Source organism: Streptosporangium sp. CA-115845, from assembly GCF_050943795.1.
In the GTDB taxonomy this organism is placed as follows: Bacteria; Actinomycetota; Actinomycetes; order Streptosporangiales; family Streptosporangiaceae; genus Streptosporangium.
On record NZ_CP191988.1, the window covers coordinates 8,341,117 to 8,359,184 of the forward strand.

At 70.6% G+C, this 18,068-nt stretch carries 15 protein-coding genes; 7 read left to right on the forward strand and 8 right to left on the reverse strand.

Going from position 1 to position 18,068, the window contains the following annotated elements; genetic code table 11:
• Window positions 1–10: 10 nt before the first annotated feature.
• Complete coding sequence (locus ACQP0P_RS39830; RefSeq protein ID WP_433365948.1) at window positions 11–394, reverse strand: hypothetical protein; 384 nt, start codon at window positions 392–394, stop codon at window positions 11–13.
• A 421-nt stretch (window positions 395–815) separates the two neighbouring features.
• Between ACQP0P_RS39830 and ACQP0P_RS39835 the strand changes: the two genes are divergently transcribed.
• The 7 genes from ACQP0P_RS39835 to ACQP0P_RS39865 all read left to right on the forward strand — a co-directional run bounded on the left by ACQP0P_RS39835 (window position 816) and on the right by ACQP0P_RS39865 (window position 7,999).
• A complete protein-coding gene (locus tag ACQP0P_RS39835; RefSeq protein ID WP_350947614.1) occupies window positions 816–953 on the forward strand; it encodes a putative ATP-grasp target RiPP in 138 nt (45 codons plus the stop codon).
• A gap of 131 nt (window positions 954–1,084) precedes the next feature.
• Window positions 1,085–2,161, forward strand: coding sequence for a hypothetical protein (locus ACQP0P_RS39840; RefSeq protein WP_433365951.1), 1,077 nt, complete (start codon window positions 1,085–1,087; stop codon window positions 2,159–2,161).
• Window positions 2,158–3,156, forward strand: coding sequence for a TIGR04500 family putative peptide maturation system protein (locus ACQP0P_RS39845; RefSeq protein WP_433365954.1), 999 nt, complete (start codon window positions 2,158–2,160; stop codon window positions 3,154–3,156). The genes ACQP0P_RS39840 and ACQP0P_RS39845 overlap by 4 nt, the downstream gene beginning before the upstream one ends.
• Window positions 3,141–3,557, forward strand: coding sequence for a hypothetical protein (locus ACQP0P_RS39850; RefSeq protein WP_433365956.1), 417 nt, complete (start codon window positions 3,141–3,143; stop codon window positions 3,555–3,557). Before ACQP0P_RS39845 ends, ACQP0P_RS39850 begins: the two co-directional genes overlap by 16 nt.
• Window positions 3,554–5,692 carry a peptidase domain-containing ABC transporter gene (locus tag ACQP0P_RS39855; RefSeq protein WP_433365959.1) on the forward strand — a complete coding sequence of 713 codons (2,139 nt, stop codon included), beginning with the start codon at window positions 3,554–3,556 and terminating at the stop codon, window positions 5,690–5,692. Before ACQP0P_RS39850 ends, ACQP0P_RS39855 begins: the two co-directional genes overlap by 4 nt.
• A 154-nt stretch (window positions 5,693–5,846) precedes the next feature.
• On the forward strand, window positions 5,847–7,409 hold the full coding sequence (locus ACQP0P_RS39860; RefSeq protein WP_433365962.1) for a hypothetical protein: 1,563 nt from the start codon (window positions 5,847–5,849) through the stop codon (window positions 7,407–7,409).
• A 296-nt stretch (window positions 7,410–7,705) separates the two neighbouring features.
• A complete protein-coding gene (locus tag ACQP0P_RS39865; protein ID WP_433365965.1) occupies window positions 7,706–7,999 on the forward strand; it encodes a hypothetical protein in 294 nt (97 codons plus the stop codon).
• 104 nt (window positions 8,000–8,103) lie between these two features.
• Here the strand turns inward: ACQP0P_RS39865 and gatB are convergent, their stop codons facing one another.
• The 7 genes from gatB to ligA all read right to left on the reverse strand — a co-directional run bounded on the left by gatB (window position 8,104) and on the right by ligA (window position 18,052).
• Window positions 8,104–9,609, reverse strand: a complete 1,506-nt coding sequence (gene gatB / locus ACQP0P_RS39870; RefSeq protein ID WP_433365967.1) for an Asp-tRNA(Asn)/Glu-tRNA(Gln) amidotransferase subunit GatB — start codon at window positions 9,607–9,609, stop codon at window positions 8,104–8,106.
• Window positions 9,610–9,812: 203 nt separating this feature from the next.
• A complete protein-coding gene (locus ACQP0P_RS39875; RefSeq protein WP_433365970.1) occupies window positions 9,813–10,379 on the reverse strand; it encodes a hypothetical protein in 567 nt (188 codons plus the stop codon).
• On the reverse strand, window positions 10,376–11,464 hold the full coding sequence (locus ACQP0P_RS39880; RefSeq protein WP_433365972.1) for an AAA family ATPase: 1,089 nt from the start codon (window positions 11,462–11,464) through the stop codon (window positions 10,376–10,378). Before ACQP0P_RS39880 ends, ACQP0P_RS39875 begins: the two co-directional genes overlap by 4 nt.
• A 54-nt stretch (window positions 11,465–11,518) precedes the next feature.
• Complete coding sequence (gene gatA / locus ACQP0P_RS39885; protein ID WP_433365975.1) at window positions 11,519–13,009, reverse strand: Asp-tRNA(Asn)/Glu-tRNA(Gln) amidotransferase subunit GatA; 1,491 nt, start codon at window positions 13,007–13,009, stop codon at window positions 11,519–11,521.
• Complete coding sequence (gene gatC, locus ACQP0P_RS39890) at window positions 13,006–13,305, reverse strand: Asp-tRNA(Asn)/Glu-tRNA(Gln) amidotransferase subunit GatC (protein ID WP_030913706.1); 300 nt, start codon at window positions 13,303–13,305, stop codon at window positions 13,006–13,008. The genes gatA and gatC overlap by 4 nt, the downstream gene beginning before the upstream one ends.
• A gap of 357 nt (window positions 13,306–13,662) precedes the next feature.
• Complete coding sequence (locus ACQP0P_RS39895; protein ID WP_433365978.1) at window positions 13,663–15,744, reverse strand: putative bifunctional diguanylate cyclase/phosphodiesterase; 2,082 nt, start codon at window positions 15,742–15,744, stop codon at window positions 13,663–13,665.
• 127 nt (window positions 15,745–15,871) lie between these two features.
• A complete protein-coding gene (gene ligA, locus ACQP0P_RS39900; protein WP_433365981.1) occupies window positions 15,872–18,052 on the reverse strand; it encodes an NAD-dependent DNA ligase LigA in 2,181 nt (726 codons plus the stop codon).
• Window positions 18,053–18,068 lie beyond the last annotated feature (16 nt).

Genomic DNA, 18,068 nt, shown 5'->3' on the forward strand with positions numbered 1-18,068 from the left:
GCGGCCGGGTCTATCCCCGCAGGGTGTCGACGTCCGAGCCGTCGACGCCCAGACCGTCCTCCCTGGCCAGGTAGCTGCACGAGACCCATCCCGTGGTGCCCGCCGCCAGTCCCGAGGCCGATCTTCCGCCCAGCCGGAAGTTGCACCAGCCGCTCGTCGAGTTCGGATTCAGCACCTGCCCGTAATCGCCGTAATAGAGATAGCCGATAATCGTCGACCCTCCGGCGCTGGTCCGCAGGCGCACCCCGTCGGCGACGACCACGGCGTCCACCGCCGGGAGCGCCGACAGGACGGAAAGCCTGTTCACAGGGGCTGCCTGGGCGGGAACCGCCGCGACGGCCATTCCCGCCGCGGCCGTCAACGTCGCGGCGGTGAATGCCAGGAACCTTCTCATTTTTCGCGCTCTCCGAATGTGAGGTCAGGTCATACCAGAGTGAATGGTGGGACTGCAGTGATCACTTTGCAAGCCATCAAGAATTTCGTCAATACCTGTTGAATTTCAGAAATATGAATTACCACATGAAAAAGCCCCGCCGATCACCGGGCGCTTTTCTTCGCGTTTCCTGGATTCAGGGGGACGGGGACCGCTTCGACGGGCCGGGCCGCGTGGGGAGGCCGCCCGGTCCCGCGGGTCGTCCGGAGGCGGCCAGGAACCTTCGATCCCGGACACAACCAGGGCACAAGTGACCCGCAAGTGTTCATTCCTAGATTTCTCCGCACGGCCGGGGCCAAGAACGAGGCCCCGGTGACCGGCTCCCAATCCCGGGAGCGAAAGACCAGCGGGGGTCGCGACGACGCGGCCGAGAGGAGTGACCATGTCGAAGATCACGATCGACGACCTGCCCTTCGAGGGCGCCGAACTGGCCGAGGCCGAGCTCGGCGAGGTGTCCGGCGGCAAGTGGTCGGTCAGCGCCTGGAAGAAGGACCTGCCCTGCGAGTGGTGGCAGTACTAGCCCGAACGCCGCGGCACGGATGACCCACCCGCCGCGAAGCGGGCCGGTCCCCAGGGAACGGCACGTCGGATGAACACGGCGCGGCGGAGCGGGAGATCCGTTCCGCCGCGCCTTCGAGACGGGACCCGGTAGTGATTCTGATCATCAGCGAGCGCGGGGGCGGAGCCGCCGAGCTGGTGCTGGCCGCGCTCCGGCGCCGCGGCGCCCGGCTGGTGGGAGCGGACGGCGACGCGGACACCGCCACGGGCGGCGTCAGGCCGGACGGTGTCACGGACGGCGTCACGGACGGTGCCACGAGGAGCACCGGGACGCCGGTGCTCTGGTGGGACACCGGCGACTTCCCGGGACGCAGCCGGATCACCGCGTCGTTCACCGGCGGGGAGCGGCGGCTGATGCTGGACACCGGCACGGAGACGGTCGACCTGTCCCGGGTCACCGCGGTGTGGCGCAGCCGGCCGGGCAGGCCCTCGGCCGCCGGCACCGTGACCGAGCCGAGCCACCGCGCGCACGTCGACGAGCAGGCGGAGTTCATGCTGGACGGAGTGTGGAGCCTGCTGACCGCGCGCTGGCTCCCCGGCCGCCGAGCGGACGAGCGCCGCGCGCACAACAAGATCTTCCACATGGCGCGGGCGATCGAGCTGGGCTTCTCCGTACCCGACACGGTCTACACCAACGATCCCGCGGAGCTGGCGGGCGCGTACGAGTCGGCGGAGGGACGGCTGGTCGCCAAGCAGATCACCGCCGAACCGTTCCAGGTCGACGGCGCCGAGCACCGCGCGTACACGACCGTGGTCACCCGCCGCCACCTGACCTCCCGGCACCGGATCCAGCACGAGCCGGTCATCCTGCAGCCCTACGTCCCCAAGGCGGTCGAGCTGCGGGTGATCGTCGTGGGGGCGCGGGTGTTCGCGGCGGAGATCGACGTGTCGGGCTCCCGGGCGGCCAGGGACGACTGGCGGCACTACGACAACGACCGGGTCAGGTACGGCGTACACGAGTTGCCCGCCGAGGTGTCGCTGCGCTGCGCCCGGCTGGTCGCCGACGTCGGGCTTACCTACGCGGCGCTGGACTTCATCGTCACCCCCGGCGGCGAGTACGTCTTCCTGGAGCTGAACTCCAACGGTGCGTGGGGGTTCGTCGAGCTGTGGACCGGGCTGCCCGTCAGCGACGCGATCGCGGGCTGGCTCATGGACGGAGGAACACCGTGACCGATTTCGCCAAGGCCCTGGAGTCAGGGGTCTCCCTGCTGCGCGCGCTCCCCCGCCGCGGCGTAGGCGTCGCCGACGCCCGGCGCACGGCCGGCGAGTGGGCGGCGCGGCACCCGGCGATCCGGGCACAGCTCGTCGTCGACCGGCGCCCCGGGACCCCGGTGGTCGACTACGACCTGCTCCTCGACCATCCCGATGGCGGCACGGTCGCGCTGACCGCCCCGCCGGAGGACGGGGTGCCCTGGCTGATCGACCACTCGACGCACTGGGCGGCCGGGTACCTGGTCAGCGTCAACGACGTGGACGTGACGGTCCCCCAGGCGCTGACCATGCTGCGCACGCTCTCCCGAGGGGACTCGTCACCGTACCGGGAGATCGTCGACCAGTGCCTGCTCGCCGAGGCCACCGGCGACACCGGGTCATCCACCGATTCGCTCACCGCCGCCGACCTCCAGGCGACGGCCGACGAGTTCCGGCGGGGCCGGGGACTGCACGACCGCGCGTCGACGCTCGCCTGGATGACCGAGGCGGGCATGTCGGGCGAACAGTTCGAGGCGTACATCACCGAGATCGCCCGGCGCCGCCGGTTCCGCCGGGACAGGGCGGCGGAACTGGCCCCGGGGCACCTGGCCGCGAACCCCGGCGACTTCGCCCGGGTCAGGGCCGTGTGGGTCACCGGCGAGGAGCAGGTGACCGCCGGCACCGTGTCCGACCTCCTGACCGGTCTGGCCTCGCTGGGAGACACCGGAGAGGCCACGGTGACCTTCGCGACCCGCTGGGAGGCGGATCTGCCCGCGCCCCTGCGCGGTACGCCGCCCGGCGGGATCGTCGGCCCGGTGGAGCTGCCGGACGGCGGCTTCCTGACCGGCGCCGTCCTGCGCAGGAGCCCGGCCACCGACGACCGGGAGACGCTGGCCGCCGCCGGGCGCGCCGCGTTCGCCGGCTGGCTGGCGGAGCGCCGCGCCGCGGCCACGGTCGAATGGCACTGGTCGTGATCGACCCGGACCGCACCCAGGCCGTCCCCGCGCCCGGCCGGCACAGGGCCGGCCACTGGGAGGACACCGAGGGGTACCGCCCCCGGGCACCGTACTCACCTCCGGCCCCTCCGCAGCACCCCCCGGCGGCGGCCCCGCCGACGCCCCCGTCCGGCCACCGGCCGGATTCCCCGCCGGCGCCTCCGGGAGGGCGGCCGGCGGGGTCCCCTCCTGGCGGCGGCCCGCCGGGACGGCCCATCTACCGGGCGGAGGCGCTGCGCCGGCATGCCGAGGCCCGCTCCGTCGCCCGGATGCCGCTGGTGATCAGCGGCCCGTCGTTCCTGCTGCTGTGGATCCTGGTGGCCGCCGTCCTGGCGGCCGGCGCCACCCTGATCGCGCTCGCGCTGGGAGCCGGCGAATGAGGAGTCGCGTACCGGTCCTGCTGCAGAGCGCCGTCACCGAGTGCGGCGCCGCGTGCCTGGCCATGGTGCTCTGCCACCACGGCCAGCGCACCACCCTGCACCAGGTGTCCGAACGGCTCCAGGTCGGCAGGGACGGCCTGAGCGCCAAGGCCATCGTGGACGGCGCCCGCGAGCACGGCCTGAAGGCGCGCGCCTTCTCGCTAGAGCCCGAGGACCTGGCGCGCGTTCCGCTCCCCGCGGTCGCGCACTGGGAGTTCAACCACTTCGTGGTGGTCGAGCGCTGGTCGCCCGACCGGGTGGACCTCGTCGATCCCGGGCAGGGCCGCCGCAGGCTGACCGCAGAGGAGTTCAGCGCCGGGTTCACCGGCGTGCTGCTGATCTTCGAACCCAGCGAGGGGTTCCACCGCGGCACGTCCTCGATGGCGAGCGCCTGGCGGCGCGAGTTCGTCCGGACCCTGTTCCGGCGCCGGCGTGGCCTGCTCGCCCAGGTCGTCGCGGCCTCGCTGCTGCTGCAGCTGCTGGGGCTGGCCCTGCCCTTCTTCTCCCAGCTGCTGATCGACAGGATCATCCCGTCCCAGGGCACGGACCTGCTGCCCCTGCTGGGCGGGGCCGTGCTGCTGGCCGGGCTGGCTCAGTTCGTGATCGGCTACCTGCGGACGGCGCTGCTGGTGGCGGTACGGGCCCGCGCCGACCAGGAGCTCACCGAGGGGGTGATCGGCCACCTGGTGACGCTGCCGTACCGCTACTTCGCGCAGCGCGGCAAGGGCGACCTGCTGACCCGGGCCGCCAGCGTCTCCACGCTGCGCAACATCCTCACCGGCCAGATCGTGGCGGCGCTGCTGGACGGCCCGCTCGCCGTCGGCTACCTCGTGCTCGTGTACGTCTGGGATCCCGTCTTCGGGCTGGCGCTGACCGGTGTGGTCGCCTTCCAGGGGTTGCTGGTGCTGGCCACCACCCGCCGGATCAACCTGCTCACCCAGCAGGAACTGACCGCCTTCTCCGCGTCGCAGAGCAGCCTCATCCAGGCCATCACCGGCATCGAGACGCTGAAGGCGTCCGGGGCCGAGAACCGGGCGGTGGAGCAGTGGTCGGCCCAATTCGCCCAGCAGCTCAACGCCGACGTGCGCAGCGGCCTCACCCAGGGCCTGGTGGAGGCCGCGCTGTCCGCGAGCCGGGTGATCGCCCCGCTCGGGCTGCTCTGGCTCGGCGCGTGGCGGGTCCTCGACGGGCAGCTGACCGTGGGCGCGCTGATCGCGCTCAACGCCATCGCACTCGGCGCCCTGACCCCACTCGGCTCGCTGATGACCGGCCTGCAGAACCTGCAGCAGGTGGGTGCGCACTTCGACCGCCTGTCCGACATCCTGGCCTCCGAGCCCGAGCCCAGCGAGGGCATCGAGGTGCTGCGGCTGCGCGGCGCGGTGGAGCTGCGCGGTGTGGGCTTCCGGCACGACCCCCGCAGCCCGTGGGTGGTGCGGAACGTCTCTGTCTCCATCCGGCCGGGGCAGAAGGTCGCGCTGGTGGGCGCCTCGGGCTCGGGCAAGAGCACGCTGGCCAGGCTGCTCCTGACGCTGCACACCCCGGTGGAGGGCGAGATCCGCTACGACGGCGTCCCGGCCTCCGAGCTCAACCTGCGCACCCTGCGCCGCCAGTTCGGCGTGGTCGGCCAGAGCACCTCCCTGTTCAACGGCTCGATCCGGGAGAACATCGCGCTGAACCTTCCCGACGCGTCCCTGGAACAGGTGGTCGCCGCGGCCGAGGTGGCGGCACTGCACGAGGAGATCATGGCGATGCCGATGGGGTACGAGACGGTGCTGACCGACGGCGGCGGTCTCTCCGGCGGCCAGCTCCAGCGGCTCTCCCTGGCCCGCGCCATCCTGCCCCGGCCGAAGATCCTGCTGCTCGACGAGGCCACCAGCAACCTGGACAGCACCACCGAGGCGACCATCGAGTCCAACCTGTTCTGGCTCACCCAGACCCGGATCGTCATCGCCCACCGGTTGAGCACCATCCGGGACGCCGACCTGATCCTGGTGGTCGACTCCGGCCGCATCGTGGAACGCGGCACCCACGACGAGCTGATGGCCACCGGCGGCAAATACGCACAACTCATCGCCGCCCAGGCCACCCCCGCCTGACCTCACTCACTCCACACGATATGAGGCCGGCGTAAATTGATCAAAATCTCGAGGTGGCGCAGTCAAGGGGAGCGGCCCGTGGTTGCCATCCGGACGCCCGATGGCCCATCATGACGGGCATGACCTACGGGAAGGGCGGCCACCGCCCCAGCCGGTGAACCCCGGCACGTGGAAGCTGGGTGACGATCCCCTCGACGATCGCCCCACCTTCCTCGCTCACGCACTCGCGATGTCCCTGCGCTACGGGGTCGGCCCGTGGCCCGAGGACGCCTACCGGCTCCCAGATGACCCGCCCCGCCGTGACCATGAGCCGTTCATCACCAGCGTCGTCATGGACGGCATCCAGAGCCACCACTTTGGTATCGAGCCCGACAACAACGCCGTCATCGAAATCGCCGACCTGATCAGCAGGCTCGTCACCGGCGACCCCGCCCGTGAAGATCTTCTGCGGCTACATGATCGGCTCGGCACCGTATCAGCACTCGGCATCGCCGACGACCTCGTCGACCAGATCCGGCGACGGCGGCTCCCCCGTAATCGAATCGGCGAAGTCGGACGGCATCTGGCCGAGCACGGTACCCGGCGCGGCGCTGTCAAGATCGGCATTGTGCTGCTCGGCGTCTGTGGAGACGAGCGGGACAGGGAGCTGCTGCTCCTGCTCGGCACGCTGGAGGAGCTCACCCTGTACGCGGTGGTGGCCCTGCAGCGCACTCAGCCCGACCGCCAACGTGCCGCCTACGAACTGGCCCGCCGAGTGCGGGACTGGGGCCGTATCCACGCGGTGGAACGGCTCAAGGGATGCGACGATCCACAGATCAAGGCCTGGTTGCTGAGGGATGGTTTCCGCAACGGGATCATGAACGAATACCTGGCCCACCTCGCGGCCACGACCGGCGACCTGTACTCGGCCCTGCTGGAGCCGGACATCGACGACACCCTGCTCGACGGCGCCGCGGACATCCTGGCCGCCCTGGCGCTGGGTGGTCCGGCCGAAGACATGGGCGACTACGCCGACGCCGTACCGGCCATGCATCGCTTCGCCGACCTCCTCGCCGACCGGCAGGCCACGCTCGACAGGTTGCACGCCGTGCTGAGAATCCTGGCCTTCCTGCGCGGGTCCGACGACGATTCGCCCTGGCCACCCGACATGATCGCGCAGCTCCGCCGCCGCTACGAGGAACTCACCACCCAACCTCGGTGGAACGACCTCGTGCTGGGGTGCCTGGCCGATCCACACCATGTCGATTTCAGCCATGCGATGTGGGCTGCCGACGAACTTCGTCTACAGGTGGTCGAGCAGATCATCGCCCGCCTGAAGATTGATCCGCTGGATGAGTTCGCCTGGCACCACGCCATCCGGCTCGCCACCGCCGAGGAAGCCGAGCAGCTCAGCCACCTGGCCGAACGACTTCTTCCCCTGGCCGATCTGGCCAACGGGCCAGAGGACAGCCACGACATCGGCGAGGAGTACGGGCCGGATCGAGCGCTGGAGTCCATCGTGGGCGGGCTGGAGGCATTCCCCGGCATCGGGCTGGCGCTGATCGACGTGGCACTGCGCAACCGGGTCACTCGGATCCGGCGCGCCGCCCTGGCCGCGTTGACCACCTGGCCGGCCTCAGCCGTACCGGACGAGGCAAGGCACTGGATGCGGCAGGCGGCATCGGTCGAACCGCACGAGGAGACCAGAACCGAGATGATCGATTTCCTTCGACGCTGACGCTGATCAGCTGGTCAGCGGGGTGTTATCACCACACGCGCCCGCCGAAGGTTCACCCGCCAGCCACTCCGTCCCAGGTTCGTCCCGGACGTCACGCGCGGCCGGTGGCGGTCACCGACGCCTATGGCGGGGGCCGCTCGCCGGACACCACCTCCCCGCCCCGGCGGCGTGAGCCGTACCGGCGAGGGGTCGCGACATGAACGCGGCCCCGAAGCGCAGCGACGCTTCCGTGAGCAGGCGCGGCGGTCTCCCTTCCTGCGAGTTGCCGCTGCCGGCCGACGTGATCCTGGCAGAGCATGTCGACCCGTGCTGACGCCGACGCGGTGCCGGCCGCCGAGCAGGTGCAGGCGTACGCGTACGGGTGGCTGGTCTGGTGGAGCCTGAGATACCGGCGGTTCGAAGCCTGGGACTGCCGGGACGCGGCGTGTTTCCGCGCCGTCTACGCGGACAGCGCCGCCGAGCTGTGGGATCGCATGCAACAGGTGGAACTCGACCTTTGGCGAACCTCGTCCCCAGGTGCCCCGCCGCTCGTGACCATCGCGGGGTTTTCACGCGGACTCCCGGAGACCCTTCGCACGGGCTCCCCGTAAAACCTTCAGCGTGAGTTCCCCGGAAACCTTACACGCGGGCCACTCGCAGACCCTTCGCTTGAGCTCCCGGGAAACCCTACGCGCGGGTTGCCCGGAGACGCCGATTACCCGGAGACGCCGAGGCGCTCCAGGATGAGCTCCCTGGCCCGGCCCGCGTCGGCCTTGCCCCGGCTGGCCTTCATGACGCCGCCGACCAGGGCGCCGACGGCGGCGACCTTGCCGTTGCGGACCTTGTCCGCCGCGTCGGCGTTGCCGGCCAGGACCTGGTCGATGATCTCCATCAGCTCGCCCTCGTCGTTGACGATCTGCAGGCCGCGGGCGGCCACCACCTCGTCCGGGGAGCCCTCACCGTTCAGCACGCCCTCCAGCACCTGGCGGGCCAGCTTGTCGTTCAGCGCTCCCCCGGCGACCATCGCGCACACCCTGGCGATCTGGTCCGGGGTGATCCGCAGCGCGCTCAGCGAGAGCCCCGCCTCGTTGGCACGGCGGGCCAGCTCGCCCATCCACCACTTGCGGGCGTCCGCGGGCGGGGCCCCGGCGGCGACCGTCGCCTCGACCAGGCCGATGGCGTCGGCGTTGTGCATGGACGTCATGTCCAGGTCCGACACGCCCCACTCCTGCTGGAGCCGCTTGCGCCGCACGCTCGGCAGCTCCGGCAGGGTCGCCTTGAGCTCGGCGACCCAGGCGGGGGCGGGGGCGATCGGCACCAGGTCGGGCTCGGGGAAGTAGCGGTAGTCCTGTGCCTCCTCCTTGGACCGTCCCGAGGTGGTGGTGCCGGTGTTCTCGTGGAAGTGGCGGGTCTCCTGGATGATCCGGCCGCCGTCGGCCAGGATCGCGGCCTGGCGCTCGATCTCACCCCGCACGGAGCGCTCGACGCTGCGCAGCGAGTTGACGTTCTTGGTCTCGGTGCGGGTACCCCACTCCGAGGAGCCACGCGGCATGAGCGAGACGTTGACGTCAAAGCGCATGGAGCCCTCCTCCATGCGTACGTCCGAGACGCCGAGGCCGCGCACCAGCTCGCGCAGCTCGGTGCCGTAGGCGCGGGCGACCTCGGGAGCGAGCCTGTCGGTCCCCGGGATCGGCTTGGTGACGATCTCCACCAGCGGGATGCCTGCCCGGTTGTAGTCGACGATCGAGTAGTCGGCCCCGTGGATGCGGCCGGTCGCGCCGCCCACATGGGTGGACTTGCCGGTGTCCTCCTCCAGGTGGACGCGCTCGATCTCGATCCGCACCGTCCTGCCGTCGACCTCGACGTCGAGGTAGCCGTCGAAGCAGAGCGGCTCGTCGTACTGGCTGATCTGGTAGTTCTTCGGCATGTCCGGATAGAAGTAGTTCTTCCGGGCGAACCGACACCACTCGGCGATGGAGCAGTTGAGCGCGAGGCCGATACGGATCGTCGACTCGATCGCGGCGGCGTTGGTCGTGGGCAGCGAACCGGGCAGCGCCAGGCAGACCGGGCAGACGTGCGTGTTCGGCGGGGCGCCGAACGTGGTCGGGCAGCCGCAGAACATCTTCGACGCCGTGCCCAGTTCGACATGCGTCTCCAGGCCCAGCACCGGCTCGAAGCGCTCCAGCGCCTCGTCGTACGGCATCAACGTCTCAGCGCTCATTGTCGTTCACCACTCCTCCCTCGCTACGCGGAGCGCTCGTCCCTCGCGCGCCACTACGCTCACTGCGTCGGACTCTCTCAGCGCTCATTGTCGTTCACCACTCCTCCCTCGCTACGCGGAGCGCTCGTCCCTCGCGCGCCACTACGCTCACTGCGTCGGACTCTCTCAGCGCTCATTGTCGTTCACCACTCCCGTTTTCCGCGTCATAGGTAACCAAGTCCCTTCAAAGCGTTCCTCGTCTCGGCCACCCAGTTCGCGTAGGCGGGCACCTGGGCCAGGACGGCGAGATCGATGTTGCGTCCTATGTATTCGAAGTAGTCGCGGACCGGCCTGCCACGCCGGGGGACGGTCGCGGCCAGCACCCCCGCGGGGTCGGCGATCCTCTCGACGTCGCGGGGCCGCACGGGCAGCCCGCCGAGGTCACTGCCCGCCAGCCCCGCCCACACCGCGCGGTCGGCGAGCAGCCAGGCCTCGGTGTCGCCAAGCCCGATCACCGGCACCAGGTAGTGCGAGTGGTAGCGGACGCCGTCGCTACGGCGGCGCTCCCGCCCGTCGTCGTGGGTGAAGAGCAGGTGGCAGTCGGCCGCGAGCTCCTCCAGCGCGGTGACCATGTGCTCCCGATCGTGGGAGACGACCTCGGTCTCCTTGACGTCCACCGCGTACGGTGACATCCAGGTGAGCTCGCGCAGCTGCCTGGCGATCACGATGCTGAGGAAGCCCTCGTCGGTCTCCCCCTCCGCGATGAGTCCGGGAACCAGCGGGCGGCTCATGCGGCCGCGCCCAGGTACTTGCGGACCTGCCGGGGTGAGACGAACGTGCCCGGCTCACCGTCCGGCTGGATCGGCTTGGCCACGGTCACCCGCGACACCCGGTCGTTGTCGGGGTCGACGCGGACCGCGGTGTCGAGGAACGTCAGCGCGTCCGGCTCGGTCCGGTAGACCTCCGCGACGACGATCGGGGACTGGCTGGTGAGGATCACCTGCCGCGATGGCTCGGCACCCCCCGGCCCGGAGGTCCGCTGGCGCACCCGCCGCAGCAGCTCGCCGAGGCGCCCCGGATGGACGCCGCTCTCGATCTCCTCCACCAGCAGCGTGCCCGGGTGGTCGGGGTCGTGCAGGGCGGTCAGCAGGCCGAGGACCCGCAGGGTGCCGTCGGAGAGCAGCGTGGCCGGCACCGCTCCCTGGCCGTCGACGAGCAGGTCGAAAGAGCATTCCCTCCGGTCGGTGCGCGGCACCAGCCCGGTGACGTCGGGGAGCACCCCCGCGAGGTCGACCACGAGGTCGGCCAGCGCCTCCGTACCGGCCATCCGCCCGAGCACCGCGGCCAGGTTCGCGCCGTCGGCCACGAGCGGCCCCCGGCCGGCCGAGGGACAGCGGCGGCGCATCGCCGCCGGGGACGGCGAATAGCGGCGCCACGAGGAGACCGTACGGCGGGGCGTGCCCTCCGGATCCGGGTCCTCGACCAGGAGATCCAGCAGCTCGTCCGGGATCCGCTGGGCCACATGGCTGACGACGGCCCCGCTGGATCTGGGGATCTTCAGCACCATCTCCGCACCCACGTCGAACCTGACCGGCACCACGGAGCCGGGCTCCGGGGTGACCAGCGCCTCCACCGAGACGACGAACCCGCCCACGGCGGAACCGTGGGCGACCCGGTGGAACTGCTCACCCGGCAGCCCGCGGGTCGCGCCCAGCAGCCCGCCGGGCCCCTCGATCTCAGCCGCCACGAATCCCACGGCGTCGAAGAGGTTCGACTTGCCGCTCGCATTGGGCCCGACCAGCGCGAGGAAGGGCGGCACATCGAGATCGAAGCTCAAGAAGGACTTGAACCCGTCGATCTCGATCCGAGTGATCATGCCGCCGTTCTCCCTGTCACCTGTCGCCCCCTCGCCCCGAAATCCAGAAAACCCTTATAGCTCCGGGGCCCTGGACAGCAGGTCGCCGCCCCACCGTGCCTGGAGGGCCTGCTCGACCGCGGCACCGACCCGGTAGCAGCGGTCGTCGCCGAGCACCGGAGCCATGATCTGCAGACCGACCGGCAGGCCGTCCTCGTCCGCCAGGCCGCACGGCACGGAGATGGCCGCGTTGCCCGCCAGGTTGGTCGGGATGGTGCACAGGTCGGCCAGGTACATCGCCATGGGGTCGTCGGCGCGCTCGCCGATCGGGAACGCCGTGGTGGGCGTCGTCGGCGAGATGAGCACGTCCACCTGCTGGAAGGCGGCCTCGAAGTCGCGCGCGATGAGCGTGCGGACCTTCTGCGCCTGGCCGTAGTAGGCGTCGTAGTAACCGCTGGACAGCGCGTACGTGCCGAGGATGATGCGGCGCTTGACCTCGGGGCCGAAGCCCTGGGCCCGGGTCAGGGCCATGACCTCCTCGGCGCTGCGCGTGCCGTCGTCGCCGACGCGCAGGCCGTACCTCATGGCGTCGAAGCGGGCCAGGTTGGAGGAGCACTCCGAGGGGGCGATGAGGTAGTACGCCGGGAGGGCGGTGGTGAACGAGGGACAGGAGACCTCGAAGACCTTCGCGCCCAGCGACTCCAGCAGTTCCACGGTCTCGTGGAAGCGCGCGAGCACACCCGCCTGGTAGCCGTCGCCGCCGAACTCCTTGACCACGCCGATGCGCAGCCCGGCCACGTCGCCGTTGCGCGCCGCCGCCACGACCGAGGGCACCGGGGCGTCGACGGAGGTCGCGTCCATCACGTCGTGGCCGGAGAACGCCTCGTGCAGCAGCGCGGCGTCCAGCACGTTGCGGGCGAAGGGGCCCGGCGTGTCGAGCGAACTGGCGAAGGCGATCAGGCCGTAGCGGGACGAGCCGCCGTAGGTCGGCTTCATGCCCACGATGCCGGTGACCGCGGCGGGCTGGCGGATCGAGCCGCCGGTGTCGGTGCCGGTGGACAGCGGGGCCTCGTAGGCGGCGACCGCGGCGGACGAGCCGCCGGAGGAGCCGCCGGGGATGCGGGACAGGTCCCACGGGTTGCGGGTGGGGCCGTAGGCGGAGTTCTCGGTGGAGGAGCCCATCGCGAACTCATCCAGGTTGGTCTTGCCGAGGATCACCAGGCCGGCCTCGCGCAGACGGCGGGTCACGGTGGCGTCGTACGGCGGGCGATAGCCCTCAAGGATCTTGGAGCCGGCCGTGGTCGGCATGTCGACGGTGGTGAAGACGTCCTTGTGCGCGATCGGCACGCCGGCCAGCGGGCCGAGCTCCTCGCCGGCGGCCCGGCGGGCGTCGACGGCCCGCGCCTGCTCCAGGGTCGTCTCGGCGTTGACGTGGAGGAAGGCGTTGACCTGCGGCTCGACGGCGGCGATCCGGTCGAGATGGGCCTGGGCGACCTCGACGGCGGAGACCTCTCCGGCGGCGATCAGCGCGCCCAGATCCGCGGCGGTCTTGTGGATGAGGCTCATGCTTCCTCCCCAAGGATGCGCGGCACGCGGAAGCGGTCGTCCTCGACTGCCGGGGCGCCTGACAGCGCCTGTTCCGGCGTCAGTCCTGGCCGCACCTCGTCGGGGCGGTAGACGTTGGTGAGCGGCAACGCGTGCGAGGACGGCGGGATGTCGTCGGCCGCCACCTCGGCGACGCGGGCGACCGCACCGATGATCACATCGAGCTGGGCGGCGAAGTGGTCGAGCTCCTCGTCGGCCAGCGCCAGCCGGGACAGCCGGGCGAGGTGAGCGACCTCGTCGCGGGTTATGGCGGACATGAGTCGTTGAACCCGTTTCGTGGAATGGCAATTGGACACTGTCATCCTATGGCTCGCGACCTGAGGGTCCCGACTCATTAACACCGTCGCAACCAACCGAAGATCTCTTACTCGAAGCGGTCAGACCGCCCCCGGCCCGCCAGGCCGGAGAAATCGGCGCCCGGCCTGTCCGGTGCGCACCGATCCGGGAGTCCCTGAGCCGGTTGCCACCGCCCACCGAGATCGCCGCACCCCGGCCCCGCCCCAGGAAGGTTACGAAACGTTGACCACATGGGCGCCGCTCCCGCCGAATCGATCGTGAACGCTGCTTCGCGCGTCCCCGGAAAGGCGTACGCAAGATCATGGCGACAGAGCGGATCAGGCCCGCTGGGGGTCGAGGATCTCGGTGGGGCGCAGGAAGCCGAAGTCGTGCGGGGCGAGCCCTCGATGCTTGCGCAACCATACTGTCGTGTCAGCGGCCGACATGGGCTTGGCGAACAGCCAGCCCTGGCCCAGATCGCACCCCATGTCCGCCAGGCGCTCGGCCACCTCGGCCGACTCGACGCCCTCGGCGACCGAACGCAGGCCGAGGGAGCGGACCAGGTCGACGATCGAGCGGACGATCCGCTCGTCGTCCTTGGACTCGCCGATCCGGCGGACGAACGAGGAGTCGATCTTGACCTCGGCCACCGGCAGGCGCTGCAGGCGGACCAGCGAGGAGTAGCCGGTGCCGAAGTCGTCGAGCGCGAGCGGCACGCCCAGCGAGGCCAGGGCGCGGACCGCGTCGGCGGTGTACGCCTGGTCGGTCATCAGGATGCGCTCGGTGACCTCCAGCTGGATCGCCTTGGGCGGCAGCCGGTATCGCGCCAGGCCCGCTCCCAGCTGGTCGGAGAGCGCCGAGTCGAGAAGGTCGCGGGCCGAGACGTTGACGGAGATCTGCTCGTGCAGGCCGGTGTGCCACCAGTGCGCGGCCTGCTCCAGGGCCGCGTCGATGACGTATCCGGTGAGGTGGCGCATCAGATACGACTGCTCGGCCATCGGCACGAACTCTCCCGGGGAGATCATCCCCCGCTCCGGGTGACGCCATCGCAGCAGCGCCTCCACGCCCCGCACCTGCCCTCCCGACAGGTCGAGCTTGGGCTGGTAGTGCAGCCGCAGCTCGGAGCGGTCGATGGCCCTGCGCAGGTCACCGAGGAGGGTGAGCCGCTCGGGACTGTTGCGGTCCTTGTCGGCGGCGTAGATCTCGACCCCGGTCCTGCTCTCCTTCGCCAGGTACATCGCCACGTCGGAGCGTTGCAGGAGCATCTCGAAGTCCGGTGCGTGGTCGGGGTAGATGGCGATGCCGAACGAGGCGTCCAGGTCGAAGCTCATGCCCTCCAGCCGTACCGGCTCGGTGATCGCCACCCGCAGGCGCGCCGCCACCTCCCTGGCCGCCGCGGCGTCCCTGATCGAGGGCAGCAGCACGGCGAACTCGTCGCCGCCGAGCCGGGCCACCACGTCGCCAGGACGGACGCTGTGGGTGAGCCGGTGCGCGACCATCTGCAGGAGCCGGTCGCCGACCGGGTGCCCGAGGGTGTCGTTGATCTCCTTGAACCGGTCGAGGTCGAGCAGGAACAGGCCGACCCGCTCACCCTCCCGCGCCTCGGCGAGCGCCTCCTCCGTGTTGAGCACGAGCATCTTGCGGTTGGGCAGCCCGGTCAGGCCGTCGTGCATCGCCTGGTGGTCGCGGCGGACCGACATGCTGGCCGTGAAGTAGACGGCCAGCATGGGCGCCAGGAAGAGCGGCACCAGGGCCGGCGAGTGGTTCATCACCACCACGACGAGCGGGGCCAGGCCGAGCAGCCCGGCGTAGACGAGGCTCTGGTGACCGATCGTGGTCTTGATCACCCGGTGGATCGACCTGCGCTCGTGCAGCGCCACCGCCCCGGAGACCAGCGCGGCCCGGACCACGAAGTAGGCCAGCCCGGCCAGCCCGATCGCCAGCAGGTCGGCGCCGTCGGGCACCCCGGCGCCCACCGTGACGGGCTGGTCGCCGAAGAGGCCGAGCACCACCCCGGCGGCGGTGCAGGCCAGTGTCACCTGGGCGATGTTGAACATGACCCGGTGGCACGCCTTACGGGTGACCGCCCCGTTGACGACCATGGCGACCGCCTGCAACAGCACCGCGATCGGCAGGCCGTAGTGGAGCAGCGCGGCGAAGGTGAACATGGTCGACGGATAGGTGCCGCCCACGGTCAGCGACGACGACAGGACCACCGGCCGCAACTCGCCCAGCACGACCAGGACCATGAGCATCCAGAACAGCGGGCTTCGGGCGAGTTCCACGATCTCGGTCGTGTCCATGCGCAGCTGGGACACGACAAGGACGACGAACCCGACCGCGATGACGGCGGCGAGATAGGCCCAGAGGGGCGATCCCAGACGCGGTCCGGTATCGCGAGTGTCGGTTGGGTCGGCCATGAGTAACAAAACCCCCATTAGTTCACTCTGGGAGAGTACGGCCTACGGGCCACTTCGCGGAACCGATTGCGCACGGTCCGTCACTGAAAATTCACGCGTTCTTGCACACCGCGGCGGGGCGGTCCGGTCACTCCTCGGGCCGCACCGTCACCTCCGCCGCCGCCTCGGGCCCCTCGGCCAGCAGGACTCGCAGACCGGCCTCGTCGAGGATCGGCACGCCGAGCTTCACGGCCTTGTCGAACTTGGAACCCGCGTTCTCTCCGACCACCACGAAGGAGGTCTTCTTCGACACCGACGCCGCGACCTTGCCACCTCGGGCGGCCAGGGCCTCACCGGCCTCGTCGCGGGTGAAGTCGGCGAGCGTGCCGGTCACCACGAAGGTCAGCCCGGCCAGGGTCTGCGGGAGCTGCTCGGCCGGCGGGTCGTCGACCATCCGGACCCCGGCGTCCGCCCAGCGCTTGACGATCTCCCGGTGCCAGTCGACCTCGAACCAGTCGCGGATCGCCGCGGCCACCTGTGAGCCGACGCCCTCGACCGCGGCGAGCTCCTCCTCGGAGGCCTTCGCGATCGTGTGGATGGAACCGAACTCCGCGGCGATCGCCTGGGCGGTCGGGGGGCCGACATGCCGGATGGAGAGCGCGACGAGCACCCGCCAGACCGGCTGGCTCTTGGCCTTCTCCAGCTGCTCCAGCATCTTCTCGGCGTTCTTGCTCGGCTCGCCGCTCTGGTTGGCGAAGAAGGTGACGATCTTCTGCTCGCCGCTCTCCGGATCGGTCTTGGGCAACTTGGTGTCGGGATCGCGGACCACCGACCTGATCGGCAGCAACTGCTCGATCGTCAGATCGAACAGGTCCGCCTCGGTGCGGACCGGCGGCTCCTGCGGCGGCAGCGGCTGGGTCAGCGCGGTGGCCGCCACGTAGCCCAGCCCCTCGATGTCGAAGGCCCTGCGGCCGGCCGCGAAGAAGACGCGCTCGCGGAGCTGGGCGGGACACGCCCTGCTGTTGGGGCAGCGCAGGTCGGCGTCGCCCTCGCTCTCGTACGCCAGCTCGGTGTCGCACTCCGGGCAGCGCTCCGGCATCACGAACGCCCGCTCGGTGCCGTCGCGCAGGTCGACGACCGGACCGACGATCTCGGGGATGACGTCGCCCGCCTTGCGCAGCACCACGGTGTCGCCGATCAGCACACCCTTGCGCGCGACCTCGGAGGCGTTGTGCAGCGTGGCCCGCTCGACGGTGGAGCCGGCCACCACGATCGGCTCCATGACCCCGTACGGCGTGACCCTGCCGGTGCGGCCCACCGCGACCTGGATGTCGAGGAGCCTGGTGTTGACCTCCTCGGGAGGATACTTGTAGGCGATCGCCCAGCGGGGGGCCCGGCTGGTGGAGCCCAGGTTGTGCTGGAGCTCGATGCGGTTGACCTTGACCACGACGCCGTCGATCTCGTAGGCCGGGTCGTGACGGTGCTCGTTGTAGAAGTCGATGAAGGCGTTGATGCCCGCAAGGTCGTCGACGACCCGGTAGAGGTCGCTGACCGGCAGGCCGAACGCCGCGAGCCGGTCGTAGATCTCCGACTGGGTGCGGGGCGGGGCGGTCCCCTCCCACTTGCCGATCCCGTGGACGATCATGTGCAGCGGGCGCTGCGCGGTGATGCGCGGATCCTTCTGCCGCAGGGAACCCGCCGCGGAGTTGCGCGGGTTGGCGAACGGCGCCTTGCCCGTCTCGACCAGCTGCTCGTTGAGCTTCCTGAACTCCTCGACCGGGATGTAGACCTCGCCCCTGACCTCCACCAGGTCGGGCACGTCGTCGCCGGTCAGGCGGTGCGGCACGTTGGCGATCGTGCGGACGTTGGCCGTCACGTCGTCACCGACGCGGCCGTCGCCCCTGGTGGCCCCCCTGGTCAGGCGGCCCTTCTCGTAGACCAGTGCGATCGCCAGACCGTCGATCTTCAGCTCGCACAGGTAGGGCGCGGGGTCGCGCTCGGCCAGCCGCTCGGCCCTTGCCCGCCAGGCGGCGAGATCCTCGGCGTTGAAGGCGTTGTCGAGGCTCTCCATCCGCTGCAGGTGCTCGACGGGATTGAAGTCGCTGGAGATCGGCGCGCCGATCTTCTGGGTGGGGGAGTCGGGCGTGCGGAGGGTCGGGCTCTCCTCCTCCAGCTCGCGCAGCTCGCGCATCCACCCGTCGTACCGGGCGTCGCTCACGGTGGGCGAGTCGAGCACGTGGTAGCGCCAGTTGGCCTCCTCGACCAGCTCGGTCAGCTCCGCGTGCCGCTCCAACGCCCGCACCGGCACGCCCTCGACCTCAGCACCCATCGCCGCTTCTCCCCTC

Coding starts and splice junctions, on each gene's coding strand:
- ACQP0P_RS39830 (WP_433365948.1), bottom strand. CDS start 394: ATGAGAAGGTTCCTGGCATTCACCGCCGCGACGTTGACGGCCGCGGCG.
- ACQP0P_RS39835 (WP_350947614.1), top strand. CDS start 816: ATGTCGAAGATCACGATCGACGACCTGCCCTTCGAGGGCGCCGAACTG.
- ACQP0P_RS39850 (WP_433365956.1), top strand. CDS start 3,141: ATGGCACTGGTCGTGATCGACCCGGACCGCACCCAGGCCGTCCCCGCG.
- ACQP0P_RS39855 (WP_433365959.1), top strand. CDS start 3,554: ATGAGGAGTCGCGTACCGGTCCTGCTGCAGAGCGCCGTCACCGAGTGC.
- ACQP0P_RS39865 (WP_433365965.1), top strand. CDS start 7,706: ATGTCGACCCGTGCTGACGCCGACGCGGTGCCGGCCGCCGAGCAGGTG.
- gatB (WP_433365967.1), bottom strand. CDS start 9,609: ATGAGCGCTGAGACGTTGATGCCGTACGACGAGGCGCTGGAGCGCTTC.
- ACQP0P_RS39875 (WP_433365970.1), bottom strand. CDS start 10,379: ATGAGCCGCCCGCTGGTTCCCGGACTCATCGCGGAGGGGGAGACCGAC.
- ACQP0P_RS39880 (WP_433365972.1), bottom strand. CDS start 11,464: ATGATCACTCGGATCGAGATCGACGGGTTCAAGTCCTTCTTGAGCTTC.
- gatA (WP_433365975.1), bottom strand. CDS start 13,009: ATGAGCCTCATCCACAAGACCGCCGCGGATCTGGGCGCGCTGATCGCC.
- gatC (WP_030913706.1), bottom strand. CDS start 13,305: ATGTCCGCCATAACCCGCGACGAGGTCGCTCACCTCGCCCGGCTGTCC.
- ACQP0P_RS39895 (WP_433365978.1), bottom strand. CDS start 15,744: ATGGCCGACCCAACCGACACTCGCGATACCGGACCGCGTCTGGGATCG.
- ligA (WP_433365981.1), bottom strand. CDS start 18,052: ATGGGTGCTGAGGTCGAGGGCGTGCCGGTGCGGGCGTTGGAGCGGCAC.